Annotated in this window: 19 protein-coding genes; 14 read left to right on the forward strand and 5 right to left on the reverse strand. The window is 58.6% G+C overall.

Annotated elements, in window-relative coordinates:
* Positions 1-279: 279 nt before the first annotated feature.
* Positions 280-2,208, reverse strand: a complete 1,929-nt coding sequence (locus tag ALP40_RS03755) for a transglycosylase SLT domain-containing protein (RefSeq protein WP_122206942.1) — start codon at positions 2,206-2,208, stop codon at positions 280-282.
* 204 nt (positions 2,209-2,412) lie between these two features.
* On the opposite strand from ALP40_RS03755, the gene ALP40_RS03760 reads away from it, so the two are divergent.
* Positions 2,413-4,323: an ATP-binding cassette domain-containing protein gene (locus ALP40_RS03760; RefSeq protein WP_122206943.1), complete on the forward strand. Its 1,911-nt coding sequence runs from the start codon at positions 2,413-2,415 to the stop codon at positions 4,321-4,323.
* A 61-nt stretch (positions 4,324-4,384) separates the two neighbouring features.
* Here the strand turns inward: ALP40_RS03760 and ALP40_RS03765 are convergent, their stop codons facing one another.
* Positions 4,385-4,825 carry a universal stress protein gene (locus ALP40_RS03765; RefSeq protein WP_122206944.1) on the reverse strand — a complete coding sequence of 147 codons (441 nt, stop codon included), beginning with the start codon at positions 4,823-4,825 and terminating at the stop codon, positions 4,385-4,387.
* Positions 4,826-4,950: 125 nt separating this feature from the next.
* Between ALP40_RS03765 and ALP40_RS03770 the strand changes: the two genes are divergently transcribed.
* The 7 genes from ALP40_RS03770 (at position 4,951) to ALP40_RS03805 (ending at position 13,329) form a co-directional block, all read left to right on the forward strand.
* Positions 4,951-5,388 (forward strand): hypothetical protein, encoded by a 438-nt coding sequence (locus ALP40_RS03770; protein ID WP_122206945.1) that lies wholly within the window; start codon positions 4,951-4,953, stop codon positions 5,386-5,388.
* 594 nt (positions 5,389-5,982) lie between these two features.
* Positions 5,983-8,130 carry a fatty acid oxidation complex subunit alpha FadB gene (gene fadB, locus ALP40_RS03780; protein ID WP_122206946.1) on the forward strand — a complete coding sequence of 716 codons (2,148 nt, stop codon included), beginning with the start codon at positions 5,983-5,985 and terminating at the stop codon, positions 8,128-8,130.
* Positions 8,131-8,153: 23 nt separating this feature from the next.
* A complete protein-coding gene (fadA, locus tag ALP40_RS03785; protein WP_099228445.1) occupies positions 8,154-9,329 on the forward strand; it encodes an acetyl-CoA C-acyltransferase FadA in 1,176 nt (391 codons plus the stop codon).
* Between the two features lie 121 nt (positions 9,330-9,450).
* The gene (locus ALP40_RS03790) at positions 9,451-9,687 is read left to right on the forward strand and encodes a DUF1653 domain-containing protein (RefSeq protein ID WP_122206947.1); all 237 of its coding nucleotides are present in this window, start codon (positions 9,451-9,453) and stop codon (positions 9,685-9,687) included.
* Between the two features lie 113 nt (positions 9,688-9,800).
* Positions 9,801-12,413, forward strand: a complete 2,613-nt coding sequence (gene topA / locus ALP40_RS03795) for a type I DNA topoisomerase (protein WP_122206948.1) — start codon at positions 9,801-9,803, stop codon at positions 12,411-12,413.
* A gap of 96 nt (positions 12,414-12,509) precedes the next feature.
* Complete coding sequence (locus ALP40_RS03800) at positions 12,510-13,031, forward strand: DUF6586 family protein (RefSeq protein WP_122207426.1); 522 nt, start codon at positions 12,510-12,512, stop codon at positions 13,029-13,031.
* A 64-nt stretch (positions 13,032-13,095) separates the two neighbouring features.
* Positions 13,096-13,329, forward strand: coding sequence for a hypothetical protein (locus ALP40_RS03805; RefSeq protein WP_025993436.1), 234 nt, complete (start codon positions 13,096-13,098; stop codon positions 13,327-13,329).
* Positions 13,330-13,355: 26 nt separating this feature from the next.
* On the opposite strand, the gene sulA is transcribed toward ALP40_RS03805, so the two are convergent.
* Together sulA and lexA are read right to left on the reverse strand one after the other, a co-directional pair.
* A complete protein-coding gene (sulA, locus tag ALP40_RS03810) occupies positions 13,356-13,826 on the reverse strand; it encodes an SOS-induced cell division inhibitor SulA (protein WP_122206949.1) in 471 nt (156 codons plus the stop codon).
* 9 nt (positions 13,827-13,835) lie between these two features.
* Entirely contained in the window at positions 13,836-14,444 is a 609-nt protein-coding gene (gene lexA, locus ALP40_RS03815; protein ID WP_122206950.1) for a transcriptional repressor LexA, read from the reverse strand.
* A 261-nt stretch (positions 14,445-14,705) separates the two neighbouring features.
* On the opposite strand from lexA, the gene psrA reads away from it, so the two are divergent.
* From psrA to ALP40_RS03830, 3 genes are all read left to right on the forward strand, one after another.
* Positions 14,706-15,422 (forward strand): transcriptional regulator PsrA, encoded by a 717-nt coding sequence (gene psrA, locus ALP40_RS03820; RefSeq protein ID WP_122206951.1) that lies wholly within the window; start codon positions 14,706-14,708, stop codon positions 15,420-15,422.
* Between the two features lie 106 nt (positions 15,423-15,528).
* Positions 15,529-16,539 (forward strand): beta-N-acetylhexosaminidase, encoded by a 1,011-nt coding sequence (nagZ, locus tag ALP40_RS03825; RefSeq protein ID WP_122206952.1) that lies wholly within the window; start codon positions 15,529-15,531, stop codon positions 16,537-16,539.
* Between the two features lie 9 nt (positions 16,540-16,548).
* Positions 16,549-17,289: an S-methyl-5'-thioinosine phosphorylase gene (locus ALP40_RS03830; protein ID WP_122206953.1), complete on the forward strand. Its 741-nt coding sequence runs from the start codon at positions 16,549-16,551 to the stop codon at positions 17,287-17,289.
* Positions 17,290-17,331: 42 nt separating this feature from the next.
* On the opposite strand, the gene ALP40_RS03835 is transcribed toward ALP40_RS03830, so the two are convergent.
* Positions 17,332-17,871: a cytochrome b gene (locus tag ALP40_RS03835; RefSeq protein WP_122206954.1), complete on the reverse strand. Its 540-nt coding sequence runs from the start codon at positions 17,869-17,871 to the stop codon at positions 17,332-17,334.
* A 618-nt stretch (positions 17,872-18,489) separates the two neighbouring features.
* Between ALP40_RS03835 and ALP40_RS03840 the strand changes: the two genes are divergently transcribed.
* From ALP40_RS03840 to ALP40_RS03850, 3 genes are read left to right on the forward strand one after another with little or no spacing between them, the layout of a single operon-like run.
* Complete coding sequence (locus tag ALP40_RS03840; RefSeq protein ID WP_181112460.1) at positions 18,490-19,275, forward strand: endonuclease/exonuclease/phosphatase family protein; 786 nt, start codon at positions 18,490-18,492, stop codon at positions 19,273-19,275.
* On the forward strand, positions 19,272-20,534 hold the full coding sequence (gene clsB, locus ALP40_RS03845) for a cardiolipin synthase ClsB (RefSeq protein ID WP_122206955.1): 1,263 nt from the start codon (positions 19,272-19,274) through the stop codon (positions 20,532-20,534). The genes ALP40_RS03840 and clsB overlap by 4 nt, the downstream gene beginning before the upstream one ends.
* Positions 20,531-21,541, forward strand: coding sequence for a lysylphosphatidylglycerol synthase domain-containing protein (locus ALP40_RS03850; protein ID WP_122206956.1), 1,011 nt, complete (start codon positions 20,531-20,533; stop codon positions 21,539-21,541). The genes clsB and ALP40_RS03850 overlap by 4 nt, the downstream gene beginning before the upstream one ends.
* Positions 21,542-21,619: the final 78 nt, after the last annotated feature.

A 21,619-nucleotide genomic window follows, 5' to 3' on the forward strand; every position in this document is an offset into this window, starting at 1 on the left:
AAGCGCCCTTCGAAAATGAAGGAGCCCCGGCGAAGCCGGGGCCGGAATCGGAGTAGGGGACTTTGCCTGCTTTGGCCCCTTTAAAGTAGGGCGCCGTAAGGACGCAAAGGTGACCGGAGTCGAGCATTTGGTCACTGAATCCTCAGTCCATGCCAGTTGAGACGCGGAGCGTTATGGATGGCATATCCACGCGAAGCGGTAGCTATGATCACATCGATGTCTTATCCGCCATCGCGTGAGTAAAGCTGTTTCTTCGCCTCTAACCCTGCACAGTCAAACTCACAAATCATCAAAAAACCGTTCATGCCAGTCCACCAGCGGCTGCGGCGAGTTGAGTTTCTGGCCGTAGATCACCGAATACGACAGAACGTTCTGCACGTATTGACGCGTCTCGTCGAACGGAATGCTTTCCACCCACACGTCGAAGGCCAGGTGATTGGCACCTTTGAGCCACTGACGTACGCGCCCGGGCCCGGCGTTATAGGCGGCCGAGGCGAGCACACGGTTGCCGTTGAACTGGCTGTGCACCGAACTCAGGTAAGCAGCGCCGAGCTGGATGTTGGTGTCCGGGTCGAGCACCTGCTGGGGCGACGCGAGCGGAATGCTGAACTTGCGAGCGGTTTCTTTGGCTGTAGCCGGCATCAACTGCATCAGGCCGCTGGCACCGACGCCCGAACGCGCGTCGTCCATGAACGCACTTTCCTGACGAGTGATCGCAAACACCCAGCTGGAATGCAGGCCGCGGATCTTGGCTTCACGGACCAGCGTATCGCGGTGCGCCATCGGGAAACGGATATCCAGATCGTCCCAGTACTGCGCCTGACTGATAGTGCGGATGGCCGGGAAATACCATTTCAGGTCGTAGGCCAGCTTGGCCTGGGCAACCATCTCATCGCGGCTGAAATGGCGGCTGACGTGATACCACTCGCGACGCCCATCGACGATCTCGCCACGGTCATGAAACTCCAGTGCGCGGCGCACCCCTGGCGTATTGCGAACCTTGTTGATCAGTGCCTGACTCAGCACCAGCGGCTTGTTGTTGAGCTGGTAAGGGCTCTGGGTGCGGTCGGCAGCCAGAAAGCCGTAGAAATCGCGCTCCTTGGCCACGTCCTTGTACAGCGCGGCAATCAGAGGGCTGTTGGGTTGGGCCAGTTCGAGCGAGCGGGCCTCCCAGTAACGCCAGCGGTTGGTGTTAGCCAGATCCTTGGGCAGGCGGCGCGTCAGCTCGTAGGCATCTTCCCAGCGGCCCAGACGCAGCAGCAGGCGCAGGCGCCATTCGGTCACCGTGTTGTCGCGCAGGTCCGGGTCATACTTGGTCATGACTTCAAGGGCGCGATCATCGTAGCGGCGCGCCAGGGTCAAGCCGATTTCCTTGGCGATTTCCACCTGTTCTTCCCGGGAGAAGTGCATGGTGATCGCGTAACTGTCCAGCATCGCAAGGGCTTTCTGCGGATCCTGACGAGCCAGTCGACGCAGGCCCAGGCCCACCACGTCAGACATGGCTTCGTCCACCGGCAGGAACTGCCCCGGGTTGTTGATCATTTCCGGTTTCTGGGCCACCGCAACCAGCAGTTTGCCTTGAGGTGCCAGCGAGTTGAGGCTGTTGACCAGCGTGTTGGCCAAGGTGTAGTTGCGGCCCTGAGCCGCCAGCTTGGCGCGCTGCCAACGTTTCTGCTCGGTCAACTGGCCTGCCGCAGCCCATTGAGCGAAGAACGCGTCGCAGGCCGCAGGCAGGGTTTTGCCGGTCATCCAGAGCTTCTCGGCACTGGCGAAACCTTCCGCACGCTTGTTGTTGTTCAACTGATACTGGCCATACAGGCAGTCCAGTTCGACGAAATTCATTTTCGGGTCGTAGTATTTGACGAACGGCTGCCAGTCGCCGCGCTCGGCCAGCCAGCGCAACCAGCGCAACTTCATCCAGTTGGCCTGGGGAAGGTCACCATGCTCAGCGAGAAACTTTTCGATCTCGGCGTTGCTGGCGGTTTTCAGGCGCGCGGTCAGCTCGTCGTATTCCAGATAGGGTTCGAGCGGATAGTCGGCAAGTGCCGTGCTGTACATCTGGTAGGGACCCGAGTCGCCCTTGGCCAGCGCACGTTTTGCCTCGTCGTAATATTGGCGTTGTTGGGTAAGGTCTGCCGCGTGAGCAGTCTGGACGGCAGTAGCGGTGAGGAGCAGGCACGATAGAAAGCTGAACAAACGACTGCGCATGAGACTTCCGAGCAGATGAGTCGTGAAAAGTGTCGCTAGCTTAGCCTTTTGCCAGCTCATCGTGAAAGCACTGCCGACAAGCTTGACTCATGCAGAAATAATTGGCCGGTATAAAGAAGCACCGGTGCGGACCGTTCGTGTGACGAATCCCGACATCCACCGCCTATCTCAGGTAGAATGCGCGCCCGGTTTTTGGAGAAGCTCATGACCCTGCTCAAATTCAGCGATGTGTCCCTTGCTTTCGGCGCCATGCCGTTATTGGACAAGGTGTCCTGGCAGATCGCCCGTGGTGAGCGGGTGTGTATCATTGGCCGCAACGGCACTGGCAAGTCCAGCATGCTGAAGCTGGTCAAAGGCGTTCAGAAGCCCGATGAAGGCGCCGTGTGGCGCGCGCCCGGTCTGAAGATCGGCGAACTTCCACAGGAATTGCCGGTGGCCGACGGACGGACGGTGTTCGACGTGGTGGCCGAGGGTCTTGACGGTGTCGGCGCCTTGCTCGCCGAGTACCATCACCTGGCCCAGAACTGCGTGACCGAGGAAGACCTCAACAAGCTCATGCATGTGCAGCAGGATCTAGAAGCCCGTGATGGCTGGCGCTTGCAGCAGTTGGTCGACAGCACCCTGAGCCGCTTGCAGCTGCCTGCCGACAAAACGCTGGCCGAGCTGTCCGGCGGCTGGCGTCGCCGCGTTCTGCTGGCCCAGGCCCTGGTTTCCGAGCCAGATCTGCTGCTGCTTGACGAGCCAACCAACCACCTGGACATCGGCGCGATTGCCTGGCTTGAAGAAGCCCTCAAGGATTTCCAGGGTGCCGTGTTGTTCATCACGCACGACCGGGCATTCCTGCAAAACCTGGCCACGCGCATCCTGGAGCTGGATCGCGGCGGCCTGATCGACTGGAACGGCGACTACGCCAGCTTCCTCGTCCACAAGGAAGCGGCGCTGGCGGCCGAAGAAACGGCCAACGCGCTGTTCGACAAGCGTCTGGCGCAGGAAGAAGTCTGGATTCGTCAGGGTATCAAGGCCCGCCGTACCCGTAACGAAGGGCGCGTGCGTGCGCTCAAAGAGTTGCGTGTCGAACGCAGCGAGCGCCGCGAGCGTACCGGCAAGGCCAACATCCAGCTGGATACCGCAGAGAAATCCGGCAAGCAGGTCATGGTGCTGGACAATGTCAGCTTCGCGCATCCGGGCGGTCCGATGCTGATCAAGGACTTCTCGATGGTCCTGCAGCGCGAAGACCGTATCGGTCTGCTCGGTGCCAACGGTACAGGCAAGACCACCTTGCTCAAGCTGATGCTCGACAACCTGCAGCCAACCGGCGGCAAGGTCGAGGTCGGTACGCGTCTGGACGTTGCCTACTTCGACCAGTTGCGTCACCAGCTCGATCTGGAAAAGACCGTGATCGACAACGTGGCCGAAGGCCGCGACTTTATCGATATCGATGGTCAGAGCCGCCATGTGCTGAGCTACCTGGGCGACTTCCTGTTCAGTCCTCAGCGTGCACGTACGCCGGTAAAAGCATTGTCCGGTGGTGAGCGCGCCCGCCTTTTGCTGGCCAAGCTGTTCAGCAAGCCGGCCAATCTGCTGGTACTCGACGAGCCGACCAACGACCTGGACGTTGAAACCCTTGAGCTGCTCGAAGAGGTGTTGTTGACCTTCAAGGGCACCGTACTGATGGTCAGCCACGACCGGGCATTTCTCGACAACGTCGTCACCAGCACGCTGGTGTTCGAAGGTGAAGGCAAGGTCCGCGAGTACGTGGGTGGTTATCAGGACTGGCTGCGTCAGGGCGGTTCTCCGCGCCTGTTGGGCGTGGCTGATACCAAGTCGGGCAAGGCCGAGCTGGCCAGTGCCGTTGTTCAAGCCGCGCCGGTGGCTGCTCAGGACATGCCGGTCGCCAAGAAAAAACTCAGCTACAAGCATCAGCGTGAGCTGGAAGCCTTGCCAGGCCAGATCGACGAGGTTGAAGGCAAGATGGCAGCCCTGACGGCTGAAATGGCTGCACCAGGGTTTTATCAGCAGCCAGCCGAGCAGACCACTGCTGCATTGGCGCAGATGGAAAGCCTGCAGGGTGAGCTGGATGCCTTGCTGGAACGCTGGGCCGAACTGGACGAGTGATCGCCTGACGGCATCTGTAGAAAAGCCCGGACATGTCCGGGCTTTTCTCTGTTGCGCAGGGTTACTCGGGTTTTTTGAGGCGTACGGCCAGTACGTCGCACGGTGCGCCGTGCAGTACGTCATTGGCCGTAGAACCGAGCAGCAGCGCCAGACCGTGACGTCCGTGACTGCCGACCACGATCAGGTCGCAGTTCTGGTTCTTGGCCAACTGGTGGATTTCCTGACGCGGCTGTCCATAAACCAGATGGCTTTCACCCGCTTTCATCTGCGGGTATTTCACTTTCAGCTTTTCCAGTTTTTCCTTGGCTTGGTCGAACTGCTGTTGTTGCAGTTGAGACAGGTCCATCGGAACGTCGCCCCCGAAGGCCATCGCCATCGGTTCCACGATGTGCACCATCGAAAGCGTCGCGCCGCTGGCTTCAGCCAATACTCGAGCCCGGCGAATGACAGGGTCGCATTCGTCGGTGAGGTCAATGGCAACCAGAATATGTTGATACGACATGAGGGTGTCCTCCGAGAGGGTTGCGATAGTGTGAGTATGGCTCTTTCGTTCGCATCTGGGCAGACCCCGTGCAAGCCACTGTTTTCAATTGTTGTAATAGCCTGAGTCGGGCGGGGGCAAGAAATATGACGGTCTGGATAGTCCTGTCAATCATTTGTGTCATGTTGAGTCCACTTGTGTGGCTGCGTCCATCGCGTCATCAGAGCGGCCGGATGGCATTGCGCATGGAAGCCCGGCGTATTGGCATGGCCATGCAACTAGCACCGCAGGAGTGGCCGCACTGGCTTCCCAAAGAGCCGCCCAGCCCTTGCGCTCAGTACCATCGCCCTCGCAAGAGTTCCAATTCCGATGCCTGGGTCTACTGGCAGCTCGAGCCCGGAGTCTGGGTCAATCGCTGGCGTGAGCCTTGCGAGGACGATGCGTTGCTCGCCCATTTCAGTACGCTTCCAGCCGATGTGTTCAAGGTTGAAGCGGACGCGCAGATGATTGCGGTGTACTGGGCCGAGCGGGGCGAGGCAGAAGTATTACAGCGTATTAACGCGGTGCTCAAGGCGTTGGCGTAAAGCACTCGCCGGCAAATCGCAGGCAATAAAAAGCCCGATAACAACATCGGGCCGGGGTTGGCCAGGCAGGCCGATAATTCCTTGGGCGCCGGCATCCAGTATCTGAATGCCGGTTATCACCGCTGCGCACCTGCGATCAACTTCATCTCAGGCCTCTTATGGCGCAGTGGCGTGACTCTAGTCCTTCTGCTCTCTTTTGTCGCGTTTTTCCCTACACTTCTTTCAAATGAGCCTCAACGGTGCAGAGTCTGCGGAGTTTGGCTTAGGCTGTGCATTATCATTTCGTCGAATGATGGCAAATCAAACATGGGTTTGTTGGTCAGGAATCGCTTGTGCGTTCGGCAATCCGCCGTTTTTATGGGTGTTTTGGCGAATTGACAATTATCCGGTTTTGCCCGATGGTGTGCGTACCCAAATCAAACGGGCGTATGAAATGAGCGTTTGGTCGTCAGACGGCTCTGACAGAATCCTGGCTACCACGTCGCAGCGGATGTACGTGTGATTTGGCGTGTTCATCGACGGCGACGTCGTAGTCTCGCTGAGCGGTAATGTTCAGCGAGTATTGTTCAGCTTCCATATTGTGGAGATCAGTTGATGATTTACGAAGGTAAAGCCATCACGGTTAAGGCTCTTGAAAGTGGCATCGTCGAATTGAATTTCGACCTCAAGGGTGAGTCCGTCAACAAGTTCAACCGTCTCACCCTCAACGAGCTGCGTCAGGCCGTGGATGCCCTCAAGGCTGACGCGTCGGTTAAAGGTGTGGTTGTCACCAGCGGCAAGGACGCTTTTATCGTCGGCGCTGACATCACCGAGTTTGTCGACAACTTCAAGCTGCCCGAAGCCGAGCTGGTCGCCGGCAACCTGGAAGCCAACCGCATCTTCAGTGATTTTGAAGACCTCGGCGTGCCGACAGTCGTGGCCATCAACGGCATCGCGCTGGGCGGCGGCCTGGAAATGTGCCTGGCGGCTGATTACCGTGTCATGTCCAGCAGTGCCAAAATTGGCCTGCCGGAAGTCAAACTGGGCCTGTACCCAGGCTTCGGCGGCACGGTTCGTCTGCCTCGCATCATCGGTGCCGACAACGCCATCGAATGGATTGCATCCGGCAAGGAAAACGCCGCTGAAGACGCCCTGAAAGTGGGGGCTGTCGATGCGGTCGTCGCACCGGAAAAACTCCAGGCTGCGGCGCTGGACCTGATCAAGCGCGCCATCTCCGGCGAGTTCGATTTCAAGGCCAAGCGTCAGCCCAAGCTGGACAAGCTCAAGCTCAATGCCATCGAGCAGATGATGGCATTCGAAACCGCCAAGGGTTTTGTTGCAGGTCAGGCCGGCCCGAACTATCCGGCTCCGGTCGAAGCGATCAAGACCATCCAGAAAGCCGCGAACTTTGGTCGTGACAAGGCGTTGGAAATCGAAGCCGCCGGCTTCGTGAAAATGGCCAAGACGTCTGCTGCACAGAGCCTGATCGGCCTGTTCCTGAACGATCAGGAGCTCAAAAAGAAAGCCAAGGGTTATGACGAAGTCGCCAAGGACGTGAAGCAGGCTGCCGTACTGGGTGCTGGCATCATGGGTGGCGGCATCGCCTATCAGTCGGCCGTGAAGGGTACGCCGATTCTGATGAAGGACATTCGCGAAGAGGCCATTCAGTTGGGCCTCAACGAAGCTTCGAAACTGCTGGGTAACCGTGTCGAGAAGGGACGTCTGACGCCTGCGAAGATGGCTGAAGCGCTTAACGCGATTCGTCCTACGCTGTCTTACGGCGATTTCGGCAATGTCGATCTGGTGGTCGAAGCGGTTGTCGAGAACCCGAAAGTCAAACAGGCCGTTCTGGCCGAAGTCGAAGCGCAGGTGGGTGAAACTACCATTCTGGCGTCCAACACCTCGACCATTTCGATCAGCTTGCTGGCGCAGGCCCTCAAGCGTCCGGAAAATTTCGTCGGTATGCACTTCTTCAATCCGGTGCACATGATGCCGCTGGTGGAAGTGATTCGCGGTGAGAAGTCCAGCGAAGAAGCGGTCGCAACCACCGTCGCCTACGCCAAGAAAATGGGCAAGAACCCGATCGTGGTCAATGACTGCCCGGGCTTTCTGGTCAACCGTGTGTTGTTCCCGTACTTCGGCGGTTTCGCCAAGCTGGTCAGCGCGGGTGTCGACTTTGTTCGCATCGACAAGGTGATGGAAAAGTTCGGCTGGCCAATGGGTCCTGCCTACCTGATGGACGTGGTCGGCATCGACACCGGCCACCACGGTCGTGATGTCATGGCCGAAGGCTTCCCGGATCGCATGAAAGATGACCGCCGTTCGGCTGTCGACGTGCTGTACGAAGCCAAGCGCCTGGGTCAGAAGAACGGTAAAGGCTTCTATGCCTATGAGATGGACAAGAAAGGCAAGCCGAAGAAGGTCAACGACCCGGCCGTGCTGGACGTGCTCAAGCCTATCGTTTTCGAGCAGCGTGAAGTGACCGACGAAGACATCATCAACTGGATGATGATCCCGCTGTGCATGGAAACCGTGCGTTGCCTGGAAGACGGCATCGTGGAGACCGCAGCCGAAGCCGATATGGGCCTGATCTACGGTATTGGTTTCCCTCCTTTCCGTGGTGGTGCGCTGCGTTACATCGACTCGATCGGTGTCGCCGAATTCGTTGCCCTCGCTGACCAATATGCCGAGCTGGGTGCCTTGTATCAACCGACCGCGAAGCTGCGTGAGATGGCCAAAAACGGCCAAAGCTTCTTCGGTTAAGCGCCTTTCTGAGGAATGAACGTATGAGCTTGAATCCAAGAGACGTCGTGATTGTCGACTTCGGTCGCACACCGATGGGCCGCTCCAAGGGCGGCATGCACCGCAACACCCGCGCCGAAGACATGTCCGCGCACCTGATCAGCAAGCTGTTGGAGCGTAACGACAAGATTGACCCGGCAGAAGTCGAGGACGTGATCTGGGGCTGCGTCAACCAGACCCTGGAGCAGGGCTGGAACATCGCGCGCATGGCGTCGTTGCTGACTCAGATCCCGCACACCTCAGCCGCGCAAACCGTGAGCCGCCTGTGCGGTTCGTCCATGAGCGCATTGCACACCGCTGCGCAGGCGATCATGACCGGTAATGGTGATGTATTCGTCATCGGCGGCGTGGAGCACATGGGTCACGTCAGCATGATGCACGGTGTCGATCCCAACCCGCACATGTCCCTGTACGCTGCCAAAGCGTCGGGCATGATGGGCCTGACTGCCGAAATGCTGGGCAAGATGCACGGCATCAGCCGTGAGCAACAGGATGCCTTCGGCCTGCGTTCCCACCAGCTCGCTCACAAGGCGACGCTTGAAGGCAAGTTCAAGGACGAGATCATCCCGATGCAGGGCTACGACGAGAACGGTTTCCTCAAGGTCTTCGACTACGATGAAACCATTCGTCCGGATACCACCCTGGAAAGTCTGGCGGCCCTCAAGCCTGCCTTCAATCCAAAGGGCGGCACGGTAACGGCAGGCACGTCTTCGCAGATCACCGACGGTGCGTCGTGCATGATCGTGATGTCGGCGCAGCGTGCCAAAGACCTCGGAATCCAGCCGATGGCCGTGATTCGCTCAATGGCCGTTGCCGGTGTCGACCCCGCAATCATGGGCTATGGTCCGGTGCCAGCGACTCAAAAGGCACTCAAGCGGGCGGGCCTGAGCATTTCGGATATCGACTTCTTCGAACTCAACGAAGCGTTCGCCGCACAGGCGCTGCCGGTGTTGAAAGATTTGAAAGTTCTCGACAAGATGAATGAGAAGGTTAACCTGCATGGCGGCGCCATCGCTCTAGGCCATCCATTTGGATGTTCCGGCGCACGTATCTCCGGCACCTTGCTCAATGTCATGAAGCAGAATGGCGGCAACCTCGGGGTTTCTACCATGTGCATCGGGCTGGGTCAGGGCATCGCGACCGTTTTCGAACGCGTCTGATTGCCTGGCGTGATGCAAGCCGGGGCTTGATGCCCCGGCTTTTGCTTTTTTGAAAAAGCAGTTTTTTACTAAATGTTTTAGCGGTGTTTTTGTTTTGAATCCGTTTCACGAGGGCTGCACCATGCAACTGCAACCAGGGCTCTACCGCCATTACAAAGGCCCCGAATACCGGGTGTTCAGCGTGGCCAAGCATTCCGAAACCGAAGAAGACGTCGTGTTTTATCAGGCGCTCTATGGCGATTTCGGCATGTGGGTTCGTCCCCTGGAAATGTTTCTGGAGTCCGTCGAGGTTGACGGCGAGCAGGTCCCGCGCTTTGCTTTGGTCCAGGCCGAGCCGAGTCTGTTTTCCGGGGCGTGACGCGGAAATTCACAACAGGCTGTGCTTGACCTCACCTTGTAGCCACTATATATAGCGTGGCCTTTGCAAGCTCCTCATTGTCTTTCATCTAGTATTCAGGAATTTTCTGATCCATGGGCAAATCGCTGGTCATCGTGGAATCCCCGGCTAAGGCCAAGACCATCAACAAGTATTTGGGCAACCAGTACGTGGTGAAGTCGAGTATCGGCCATATCCGAGACCTGCCCACCAGCGGTTCGGCCAGTGCTGCCAAAGAGCCTGCCGCCAAGCGTGGCAAGGCCGCCGCAGGCGAGGGTCCGGTACTGACGCCGAAAGAAAAGGCGCAACGCCAGCTGGTTTCGCGCATGGGCGTCGATCCGGAGCAAGGCTGGAAAGCCAAATACGAAATCCTTCCCGGCAAGGAGAAGGTCATCGAAGAGCTGCGCAAGCTCGCCAAAGATGCCGACACCATCTATCTCGCGACGGACTTGGACCGCGAAGGGGAAGCCATTGCCTGGCACCTGCGCGAAGCCATTGGTGGCGATGACAGCCGCTACAAACGCGTGGTGTTCAACGAAATCACCAAGAAGGCCATTCAGGAAGCCTTCTCCAAGCCAGGAGAGCTGGACATCGCCCGGGTCAACGCCCAGCAGGCGCGTCGCTTCCTGGACCGCGTCGTGGGCTACATGGTGTCACCACTGCTGTGGCAGAAAGTGGCGCGTGGCCTGTCCGCTGGCCGGGTACAGTCGGTTGCCGTGAAGCTGGTGGTGGAGCGTGAGCGGGAAATCCGTGCGTTCAATCCCGAAGAATACTGGGAAATCCACGCCGATCTGGGCACCGCCAAAGGCGCCAACGTGCGTTTTGAAGTTGCCCGTGAAAATGGCGAGGCGTTCAAGCCGCTGAATGAAGCGCAGGCGATGGCCGCGCTGGAAAAGCTCAAGGCGTCCAGCTACAGCATCGTCAAGCGTGAAGACAAACCGACCAGCAGCAAGCCATCTGCGCCGTTCATCACTTCGACCCTGCAGCAGGCGGCGAGCAATCGCCTCGGCTTTGGCGTGAAGAAGACTATGATGATGGCCCAGCGCTTGTATGAGGCGGGCTACATCACGTACATGCGTACCGACTCGACCAACCTGTCGGCCGACGCCGTCAGCATGGCCCGCGATTACATCGAAAGCGAATTCGGCAAGAAATACCTGCCGGAATCGCCGAACGTTTACAGCAGCAAGGAAGGCGCTCAGGAGGCGCACGAAGCGATTCGTCCGTCCGACGTCAACATGCACCCGTCCAAGCTGTCGGGCATGGAGCGCGACGCCGAGCGCCTGTATGAGCTGATCTGGCGTCAGTTCGTGGCCTGTCAGATGCCGCCCGCGCAATACCTGTCGACCACCGTCAGCGTGGCCGCCAGCGACTTCGAGCTGCGTGCCAAAGGTCGCATCCTAAAGTTCGACGGTTACACCCGCGTGTTGCCGCAGATGGCCAAGCCTGGCGATGACGATGTACTGCCCGATATGGCGCAGGGTGAGGCGCTGAAGCTGAACAAGCTCGACCCGACCCAGCACTTCACCAAGCCGCCTGCGCGTTACTCAGAAGCGAGCCTGGTCAAGGAAATGGAAAAGCGCGGTATCGGTCGCCCGTCGACCTACGCGGCGATCATCTCGACCATTCAGGACCGTGGCTATGTAGCGCTTCATAACCGTCGCTTCTATTCGGAGAAGATGGGCGATATCGTCACCGGACGTCTGTCCGAGAGCTTCGCCAACCTGATGGACTACGGCTTCACCGCCGGCATGGAAGAAAATCTCGACGACGTGGCCCAAGGGCAGCGCGACTGGAAAAACGTGCTGGACGAGTTTTACGGCGATTTCCGCAAAAAGCTGGAAGTGGCCGAAGCCCCGGACAGCGGCATGCGCGCCAATCAGCCAGTCATGACCGACATTCCGTGCAAGGTGTGTGGTCGCCCAATGCAGATTCGCACCGCCTCCACCGGCGTGTTTCTGGGCTGCTCGGGCTACAGCCTGCCGCCCAAGGAGCGCTGCAAGGCGACCGTCAACCTTACGCCTGGCGACGAGATTGCCGAGGATGACGAGGGCGAGTCCGAATCCCGCGTTCTGCGCGGCAAGCACCGCTGCCCGATTTGCAGCACGGCGATGGATGCCTACCTGCTCGACGAGAACCACAAGCTGCACATTTGCGGTAACAACCCGGATTGCACCGGCTACGAAATCGAGAAGGGCACCTATCGGATCAAGGGCTATGAAGGTCCGAGCCTTGAGTGCGACAAGTGTGGCAGCGAGATGCAGCTCAAGACCGGCCGCTTCGGCAAGTTCTTCGGCTGTACCAATTCCGAGTGCAAGAACACCCGCAAGCTGCTCAAGAGCGGTGATGCGGCGCCGCCGAAGATGGACCCGGTCAAAATGCCGGAGCTCAAGTGCGATAAGGTCGATGACACGTATATTTTGCGTGACGGGGCATCGGGGTTGTTCCTGGCTGCCAGCCAATTTCCGAAGAACCGTGAGACACGCGCACCCCTGGTGATCGAGATCGCGCCCCATAAGGACGAAATCGATCCTAAGTACCACTTCCTCTGCGAAGCGCCGAAGAAAGACCCGGATGGCCGCCCGTCGGTGATCCGTTACAGCCGCAAGACCAAAGAGCAGTACGTACAGACCGAAGTCGAAGGCAAGCCTACCGGCTGGCGCGCGTTCTACGACGGCAGTGCCTGGAAGGTCGAAGACAAGCGCTGATCAGACGGCGTCCGGTATTTGCGTGCCGGACGTCTGATGTTAGTGATGCGGTCGGTCTATGCTGGTGATTACACGATTGTGATGGAGACTGCGGTCATGGCTCATGAACTCTATACCCGCACCAACCAGAAGATTTACTTTGCAGGGCTTGCGCTCGAAGCGCTTGGCAAGTCTGAGAAAGGCGAGGGCATCAATGCGCAAGCGTTGCAGCAAGCGGAGCGTGAGTCCGTGCTGTTTCATCTGTACGGCGCTTTATTGGGGCTGTGTCATGAAATTGCCGGTTACTATCGTCTGCCTCAGGCAAACGCACCTCGTGCCGAGCAACTGCTGACCCAGGAAGTGCTGGACGCTATCGCAATTCCGGAAATGGCAGAGCTGGTCGAACTGGCTCAGCATCGCGAGACGTGGCTGGCCAGGCTTCTCGCCGCCTATAACGCTTTATTCCAGCCGCCTCGTGCTCCGATCAAACCCAAGGGCGACGTGACCCAGCCGATGATCGTCGCCGTAAATCTCGATGCCGAGCCCGAGCCCGAGTTGAACCGTGAAGAGCTGGAAAACTGGCGCCAACAGCTGAAAAGTCTGGCAGTTCGTTTCCGTGAAGGTTTGAGCGAGTGCTGAAAAGCAATGATGGATAGGTTGGCAGGCTGTTACAATGCCGGCTTATTGCGGAGTAACTGTACTGATGCCTACCTCATTTCTTGAAATTGTCGAACTGCCTGACGGCCGTATTGAACTGCGTCGCGCTGATGATGAAGGTTCATTGGTGACGCTGGATTTCTCGGCCGATGCCAAAGCATTCATGCAGGGACAGCACGTCGAAGTTGCCAAGGCCATGTTGAGCGTAGGTGTTCAAATGGCGGGTCGTCTGGCTGAAGGCGAAGTCGAAAAAGACGACGGCCCTCACGTACTGCACTGATACGTTGGATGGTCAGCGACCAGGCCTTAGCCCAGTCGAATATTAAGGCTCTGTGCTTCCCCGACCTTCGCTGCACTGATCAACTGCTGACGCGCCGGCGTGCTTAGCGGGTTGATCCAACTCACCACCGTATGGCTACGTCCCAGCCGTAGCGCCTCACGCGTCAGTTCCAATGCACTTTGAGTGCCGCGCGGCTGAAGCAGAAGAATCCGTTCCCGATTCAATCCCGCATCACGCAGCCAGGCCTGGGTCAGGCTTGAAGGCGGCGCTATGAGGGTGAGCCAGCGTGCGTCGGCATCCTGGCTCAGTTCCCGAAGGATAGGCGCAAGAAGATTCAGGCAGTTCCCGGCGGCACCGCGCAAGGACAGCTCGCTGAAGGGCTCCGGCTCGTTGCTCCAGGGCGCTTCGACGATATCGGTGATCATCGGGGCGATGGGCTGAGCCATGAAGGCCTCGAACAACGGCAGTTGCGAATGCGGTGCTTGATGGAACTGCATAACGTCTCCTTATCGGCGAATGACGCCAACGCTCAAACCTTCGATCACCAGATCTTGATCCTTGAGATCGACCTCGATCGGCGCGAAATCAGGGTTTTCAGCCAGCAGCCAGACCTTGCTGCCTTCACGTTTGAAACGCTTGACCGTGACTTCGTCACCGATCCGGGCTACGACGATCTGGCCGTTACGCGCTTCACGGGTGGTGTGCACTGCCAGCAGATCACCGTCCAGAATGCCGATGTCTTTCATGCTCATGCCATGCACGCGCAGCAGGTAGTCGGCACTGGGGTGAAAGAACGTCGGATTGATGTTGCAGGATTCTTCGATGTGCTGCTGAGCAAGAATCGGGGCACCAGCTGCAACCCGGCCAATGATCGGCAGGCTGCTTTCGTCGGGTTTGGCTTCGAAGCCCGGAATGCGGATGCCTCGTGAAGCGCCAGGTGTCATTTCGATAGCGCCTTTACGGGCAAGCGCCTTGAGGTGTTCCTCCGCGGCGTTTGGAGATTTGAAGCCCAGTTCCTGAGCGATTTCTGCACGTGTCGGGGGGAAGCCGTTGTCTTCAAGACAGCGTTTGATGAAACCCAGGATCTCGGCCTGGCGGGGCGTTAGTTTAATCATGTCGAGCGCTCTGTCTTTTTATACAGTGACTGGGATTATATACAGTGAAGGAGTCTTGGCAATCGCCTATTTCGTTTTCACCGCCGAGTGGTTGTCTGCATGACGGAACATTTAACGAGAGGCCGCATTGGGAAGGGAGAATGCAGCTTATCGTCAAGCGGGTGATTTCGTGACTGTGCAGCCACAAAATGAACCCGTTCGCTTGACAATCGGGGCGTATGATACGTATGTTTCAAACGTTCGTTTGTTAGGCAGAGAGCCATGGCCCAGTCGGAAACCGTAGAACGCATTCTTGATGCTGCCGAGCAGTTGTTCGCAGAGAAGGGGTTCGCTGAAACTTCATTGCGCCTGATCACCAGCAAGGCCTCCGTCAACCTGGCTGCGGTGAATTACCATTTCGGCTCTAAAAAAGCGCTTATCCAGGCCGTGTTCTCACGTTTCCTTGGGCCTTTCTGCATCAGTCTGGATCGCGAGCTGGAGCGCCGTCAGGCGAAGCCCGATCACAAGCCTACCCTTGAAGAGCTGCTTGAGATTCTGGTCGAGCAGGCCTTGGTCGTGCAGCCGCGCAGCGGCAATGACCTGTCGATCTTCATGCGTCTGTTGGGGCTGGCGTTCAGCCAGAGCCAAGGGCATCTGCGTCGTTACCTGGAAGACATGTACGGCAAGGTGTTTCGCCGCTACATGACGCTGGTCAACGAAGCCGCACCGCGTATTCCACCCATCGAGCTGTTCTGGCGCGTGCATTTCATGCTCGGGGCGGCGGCGTTCAGTATGTCCGGCATCAAGGCATTGCGTGCCATTGCCGAAACCGATTTCGGGGTCAACACCTCGATCGAGCAGGTGATGCGTCTCATGGTGCCATTTCTGGCTGCGGGCATGCGCGCTGACACCGGCGTGACGGATGCTGCAATGATTGCCGCCCAGCTCAAACCGCGTACCAAAAGCAGCGCGCCGGCACCAGTCGCCGCCAAGGCCTGATTCCTGCGTCAACCTTACATCGCCAGCCCCTTCGCATTGCGCGGGGCTTCAGGATCAAGCACCATGCCCGCATTGTAATCGGGCACTGGTGTGTAAGGGTTTTTCTATGAGTTCTGGCCTGCAAGGCTCCCTGATGGTCGATGTCGCCGGCACATGGCTGACCAGCGAAGACCGTCAGTTTCTGCGTCAGCCCGAAGTGGGCGGTCTCATTATCTTCGCTCGAAATATCGAGCATCCCCGTCAGGTTCGTGAACTGAGCGCCGCTATCCGTGCGATTCGCCCCGACTTGTTGTTGGCGGTGGATCAGGAGGGCGGGCGAGTCCAGCGCTTGCGTCAGGGATTTGTGCGTTTGCCTGCGATGCGTGCCATTGCCGATAAGCGCGACGCCGAAACCCTCGCTGAGCATTGTGGCTGGCTGATGGCGACCGAGGTGCTGGCGGTAGGGCTTGATCTGAGTTTCGCTCCGGTGCTTGACCTGGATTACCAGCGCAGCGCTGTAGTCGGAACGCGCTCGTTCGAGGGGGATCCTGAGCGGGCCGCGCTGCTGGCAGGCGCGTTCATTCGCGGTATGAACGAGGCGGGCATGGCTGCCACGGGCAAGCATTTTCCAGGTCATGGTTGGGCAGAGGCCGATTCCCACGTCGCGATCCCGACCGATGATCGCACCCTTGAACAGATCCGCGCCAACGACCTGGTGCCGTTCGCGCGCCTGAGTCGGCAGCTGGCGGCCGTGATGCCGGCGCATGTCATCTACCCGAAAGTCGATGCTCAGCCTGCCGGGTTTTCGCGCCGCTGGTTGCAGGACATTCTGCGCAACGAATTGAAATTTGATGGCGTTATCTTCAGTGACGATCTGTCGATGGCCGGTGCCCACGTGGTCGGCGACGCGGCGAGCCGTATCGAGGCCGCGCTGACGGCTGGCTGTGACATGGGGCTGGTGTGCAACGACCGCGCAGCGGCGGAATTGGCGCTCAGTGCGGCGCAACGCATGAAGGTCAAGCCTTCGGCGCGCATCGCCCGCATGCGCGGCAATGCCGTTGCCAGCACCGACTATCGGCAGCACCCGCGCTGGCTGACCGCGCTTGCCGCGCTGCGCAGCGCCCATTTGATCGACTGAGGATGTGCAATGACTGTTTACGCAATTATCGGCGGCACCGGCCTGACTCAGCTTGAAGGGCTGAACATTCGTCAGTCGCTGCCTATGAACACCCCTTACGGTACACCGTCCGGCGAAATCCAGATGGGCGAGTATGCGGGTCGTGAGGTGATGTTTCTGGCGCGTCATGGTCATCCGCATCGCTTGCCGCCCCATCAGGTCAACTACCGCGCCAATATATGGGCTTTGAAGCAGGCTGGTGCCGAGGCCATTCTGGCCGTGAATGCAGTAGGCGGCATTCATCCCGCGATGGGCACCGGCCATTTCTGTGTTCCCCATGACCTGATCGATTACACCAGCGGTCGTCAGCACACCTTTTTTGCCGACGATCTGGAGCAGGTCACTCATATTGATTTCAGCTATCCCTACAGCGAGGCGCTGCGCATCCGGTTGATTGCGGCGCTTGCGGCAGAAGGCTGCGCATTCAGCGATCGCGGTGTTTATGCCTGCACCCAGGGGCCGCGTCTGGAAACCGTGGCCGAGATCGTCCGTCTGGAGCGCGACGGCTGCGACATCGTTGGCATGACCGGTATGCCTGAGGCTGCACTGGCCCGCGAACTGGAGCTGGATTACGCCTGTCTGGCGCTTGTGGTGAATCCTGCGGCTGGCAAGTCGACGGCCATTATCACGATGGCCGAAATCGAGCAGGCGCTGCGCGACGGTATGGGCAAAGTCAAATCGACGCTGGCGCGCGTCCTCTCGGCCCAATAAGCGTGACGGCGGGCTCAGGGGTTGAGACCCTTGAGCTTGCCGTCAAATCATGCGTTTGAGGGTATTGTCCTTGCGCACGACGTGATGCCACAGCGCTGCCGCCACGTGCAGCCCGATCACGTAGTAGAAAATCGAGCCCAGTAGTTTGTGAAAGTCCTCGAAGGACTCCGCGATACGGTCGGACGTGGCGAATGGCCAAGGTATCTGCACATCAGTCAGCGGGATGGGCAGGGCGCCTTTTTCCACCATGACGGTCAACAGTCCCAGCACCGGCTGGATGAACAGGAAAGCATACAGCGCGTAATGCGACACGGTCGCGGCCACGCGCAGTATGCCCTCCAGTGGCGGAGTGATGCCGGGCGGGGCATGGCGACGCCTTTCAGCGACGCGAAAGAATGCCATCGCCAGAATCAGAAGCCCCACCCAGAAATGACTCTGCACCACCAGGACGCGATAGTCGGAACCTTTGCCGAACTGTGTACGGCTGAGAATCAGGGTGTACGCCAGCACGATCAGTGCCGCCATCGCCCAGTGGAACCAGCGTGCTCGTGAGGTATAGCGTTGTGACGTCGGTACATCCACAGTCGAATTCCTGGTCGCTTTAATTCAAGGCTCGGCGCACATGTGCCAGCGCACAGGTTAAGAGTCCCCGGGCAGCCATGCGTTTCATGTGCTGCGTGGATAAATACGTGGACGTCGTGTTGTTTTCCTGACGCCTCGCTGGCCTGGGTAAAGGCATAAGCAAACCTTGTGCCTCAATGGGGTCTGCGCCTTACGTTGCGAGGAGAAGGTGGCACGATGGGGCGCTTCAGGGGTAGCTGAACTCCCCCTCAGGTCTGCTCGCAGTCGAGGTTGCCCTGCGGCATGCCTGTGAACTCCTAACAGGTGTGGCTCTGAATCACCGGGACCCTGGCGCTGGCCGGTGCGGTTTCACTTCGCAGGCTTCGCCGCAGGAACTTCCAGCCTAAATCAGGCAAACGGCAACAACCGCGCAGGACTGTCTCCAGAATTTGCGCCTCGTGGTCATCGTCCTGACGGTTTATCCAGACGTTCAGAATTTGGGAATGGGCCGCCCGACCTAAGTTCGGCGACCCGGATGAGTGACGGCTCATGGCAAACGCCCATCATTGCCCGTTCAAGGACGGAACCTGTGCCAGCAGCAGGCTTCATATGAGTTGAATATTTATCCAGGAGTCAGTCTTGACCAGTGCCAATATGCCTGCCGGCCCGTCAACGCCGGTATCGGCCAGCATTTCTCTGAATGTACTGACCATGAACATGCACATGGGCTTCGGCATTTTTAATCGGCGTTTCATTCTGCCCGAGTTGCGCGAGGCCGTTCGAAGTGTGTCGGCTGACGTGGTGTTTCTGCAGGAAGTGCATGGAGAGCATCAGACTCACGCCCGCAACGTGAAGGATTGGCCGACTATTTCGCAGTACGAGTTTCTGGCCGACAGCATGTGGGGCGATTTCGCCTACGGGCGTAACGCGGTCTACCCGCACGGCCATCACGGTAACGCGGTGTTGTCGAAGTACCCGATCCTGCGCCATGAAAATCTGGACATTTCCATCCACGGTACTGAGCAGCGGGGCCTGCTGCATTGCGTCCTCGATGTGCCCGAATACGGTGAGGTACACGCGGTCTGCGTACATCTGGGCCTGTTCGAAAGTCACCGCCGTCAACAGCTCAAGCTGCTCGCCGAACTGATGGGGCGGTTACCGGCAGGGGCACCCGTGATCGTCGCTGGCGATTTCAACGACTGGCGTCAGCGTGCGGATGCCTTGTTGGAAGGGACAGGGCTGCATGAGGTTTTCGTTCAACGCTTCGGGGCCCCGGCCAAAAGCTTTCCAGCCCGCTGGCCATTGCTCAGGCTCGACCGCATCTATGTGCGCAACGCCACTACCCACAGGCCCAAGGTGTTGTCCAATCGACCCTGGTCTCATCTTTCCGATCATGCACCGCTGGCGGTGGAGGTGACCCTATGAGCAACACGACAGATCGCACTAAAGAACAGTGGCGCGACGGCAACTCTGTGGAGTTGCTGATTAACGGTGAGGATTTTTTTACACGGGTTTTCGAGTGCATTCGTGCCGCGCGCGAGGAGGTCCTGATCGAGACCTTCATCATTTTTGAAGACCGCATAGGCGAGGGCTTGCAGCAGGCGGTGATCGAGGCGGCTAACAATGGCGCGAAAGTTGTCATCACGGTCGACGATTACGGTACCTCGGATCTCAGTTCGGCGTTCGTCAGGGCCATGATTGATGCCGGCGTGCAGATCCAGCTGTTTGATCCGCGCCCGCGCTTCATGGGCATGCGGACCAATCTGTTCCGCCGCCTGCACCGCAAGGTGGTGGTGATCGATGGTGAGCTGGGCTTCATCGGCGGCATCAACTACAGCGTCGATCACATGACCGACACGGGCCTGACCGCCAAGCAGGATTACGCTGTGCTAGTGCGCGGTCCCATCGTTGAAGACATCCATCGCAGCGCCGTGCGCATGCTCAGCGATGCGGTGCGTGCCAAGTTGACACCGATCCCGCTCAAGCTGGAGCCGGCGGGTGCGGCCCGGATGCTTTTGGCCGAGCGTGACAACGCCGATCACACCACCGACATCGAAGAGCGTTATCTGGAAGCGATTCGTGGGGCAAAGCAGCGCATCACGCTGGCCAATGCCTATTTCTTCCCCAGCTATCGCTTCTTGCGAGAACTGCGCAATGCCTCACGGCGCGGGGTCAAGGTCACGCTGATTCTTCAAGGTAAGCCGGACATGCCGTTCGTAAGGGTGTGTTCGCGTCTTACCTACACCTACCTGTTGCGCGACGGCGTGATCATTCATGAATACAAGCAGCGCGCATTGCACGGCAAGGTCGCGCTGATCGACCAGGATTGGTCCACTGTGGGCTCCAGCAACCTCGATCCGTTGAGCCTGGCGCTGAATCTGGAAGCCAATCTGTTCATCCGCGATCAGTCGCTCAATGATCGGCTGCAAACGCATCTGATGGAACTTGCTGCCGCGCACAGCACCCAGATGAGTTTGAAGGGTGCGGCGCGAGGCCAATGGTGGCGCGCGCCAATGATTGTGTTGAGCTTCTTTTTTCTGCGCAGGTTTCCAGCCATTGCCGGCCTGTTCCCGGTCCATGGCATGCGTCTGAAGCCACTGCGAGCGGGCGACGTGGTGCCGGAAGCCAGGGTGATCGAGCAGCAACAGGCGCACCACGAGTTGGATCAGGAGAAAACATCATGACTCAGGCGGCCAGCGCCTCCTCGCAGAGCACGAAGGGCGACAAGAAGAGTGACAAGTGGAAATGGGCAAAACGGGCTTTCAACCTGTTTTTCTTCATTGCCGTACCGGTATTGCTGTTTCTGCTGGTCAAGAATCTGGACTGGCAGGAGGTCAAGCAGGGGCTGCAGTCGTACAGGCTCAGCACGTTGCTGATGGCGGCCTTCGTGGCCTTGCTCAGCTACCTGACCTATTGCGGGTTCGACGTGCTGGCGCGTTACTACACCCGGCACAAGCTGTCGATCAAGCAGATTGTGCCGGTAACGTTCGTCTGCTACGCCTTCAACCTCAACCTGAGCTCATGGGTGGGCGGTATTGCCCTGCGCTACCGGCTTTATTCAAGGCTCGGTCTGGATGTGGCGACCATCACCCGTATCCTCAGCCTCAGCCTGATCACCAACTGGCTGGGCTACATGCTGTTGGCAGGCTTCGTGTTTTCGATGCGCTTTTTGTCGCTGCCCAAGGAATGGTCGATCGGTACGGACACGCTGCAACTGATCGGCTTCGGTCTTCTGGCGGTGTGTTTTGCCTACCTGGCAGCGTGCCGTTTCTCCACACGTCGTTCGTGGAAGATTCGTGATCAGGAGTTCAACCTGCCTTCGCTGAAGCAGGCGTTGATGCAGGCCAGCCTCGGTGCATTGAACTGGTCGTTGATGGCGGCGGTGATCTTCACGCTCTTGCCGGAAAAAGCGTTTTACCCGGCGATTCTCGGTGTGTTGCTGATCAGCAGCATCGCGGGCGTGATCACCCACATCCCAGCCGGACTCGGCGTGCTCGAAACCGTGTTCATTACGTTGTTGTCACACCAATTCTCCAAGGGCAGCCTGCTGGCCGCCTTGATTGGCTACCGCGCAATTTACTTCCTGTTGCCGTTACTGCTGGCCCTGGTGGTGTATCTGGTGCTGGAGAAACGCGCAAAGAAGATGAACGAGAACAACCAGAAGCGCATGGGCGATCAAGCCAAGTCCTGAGCGTGGAATTCGACTTGGCGCCGGGTGGGAGCGGACTTGTCCGCGAAAAGGCAGAAGTACTGGGCGAAGATTCAGCGC

The organism is Pseudomonas viridiflava (genome assembly GCF_003702045.1).
Taxonomy (GTDB): domain Bacteria; phylum Pseudomonadota; class Gammaproteobacteria; order Pseudomonadales; family Pseudomonadaceae; genus Aquipseudomonas; species Aquipseudomonas viridiflava_C.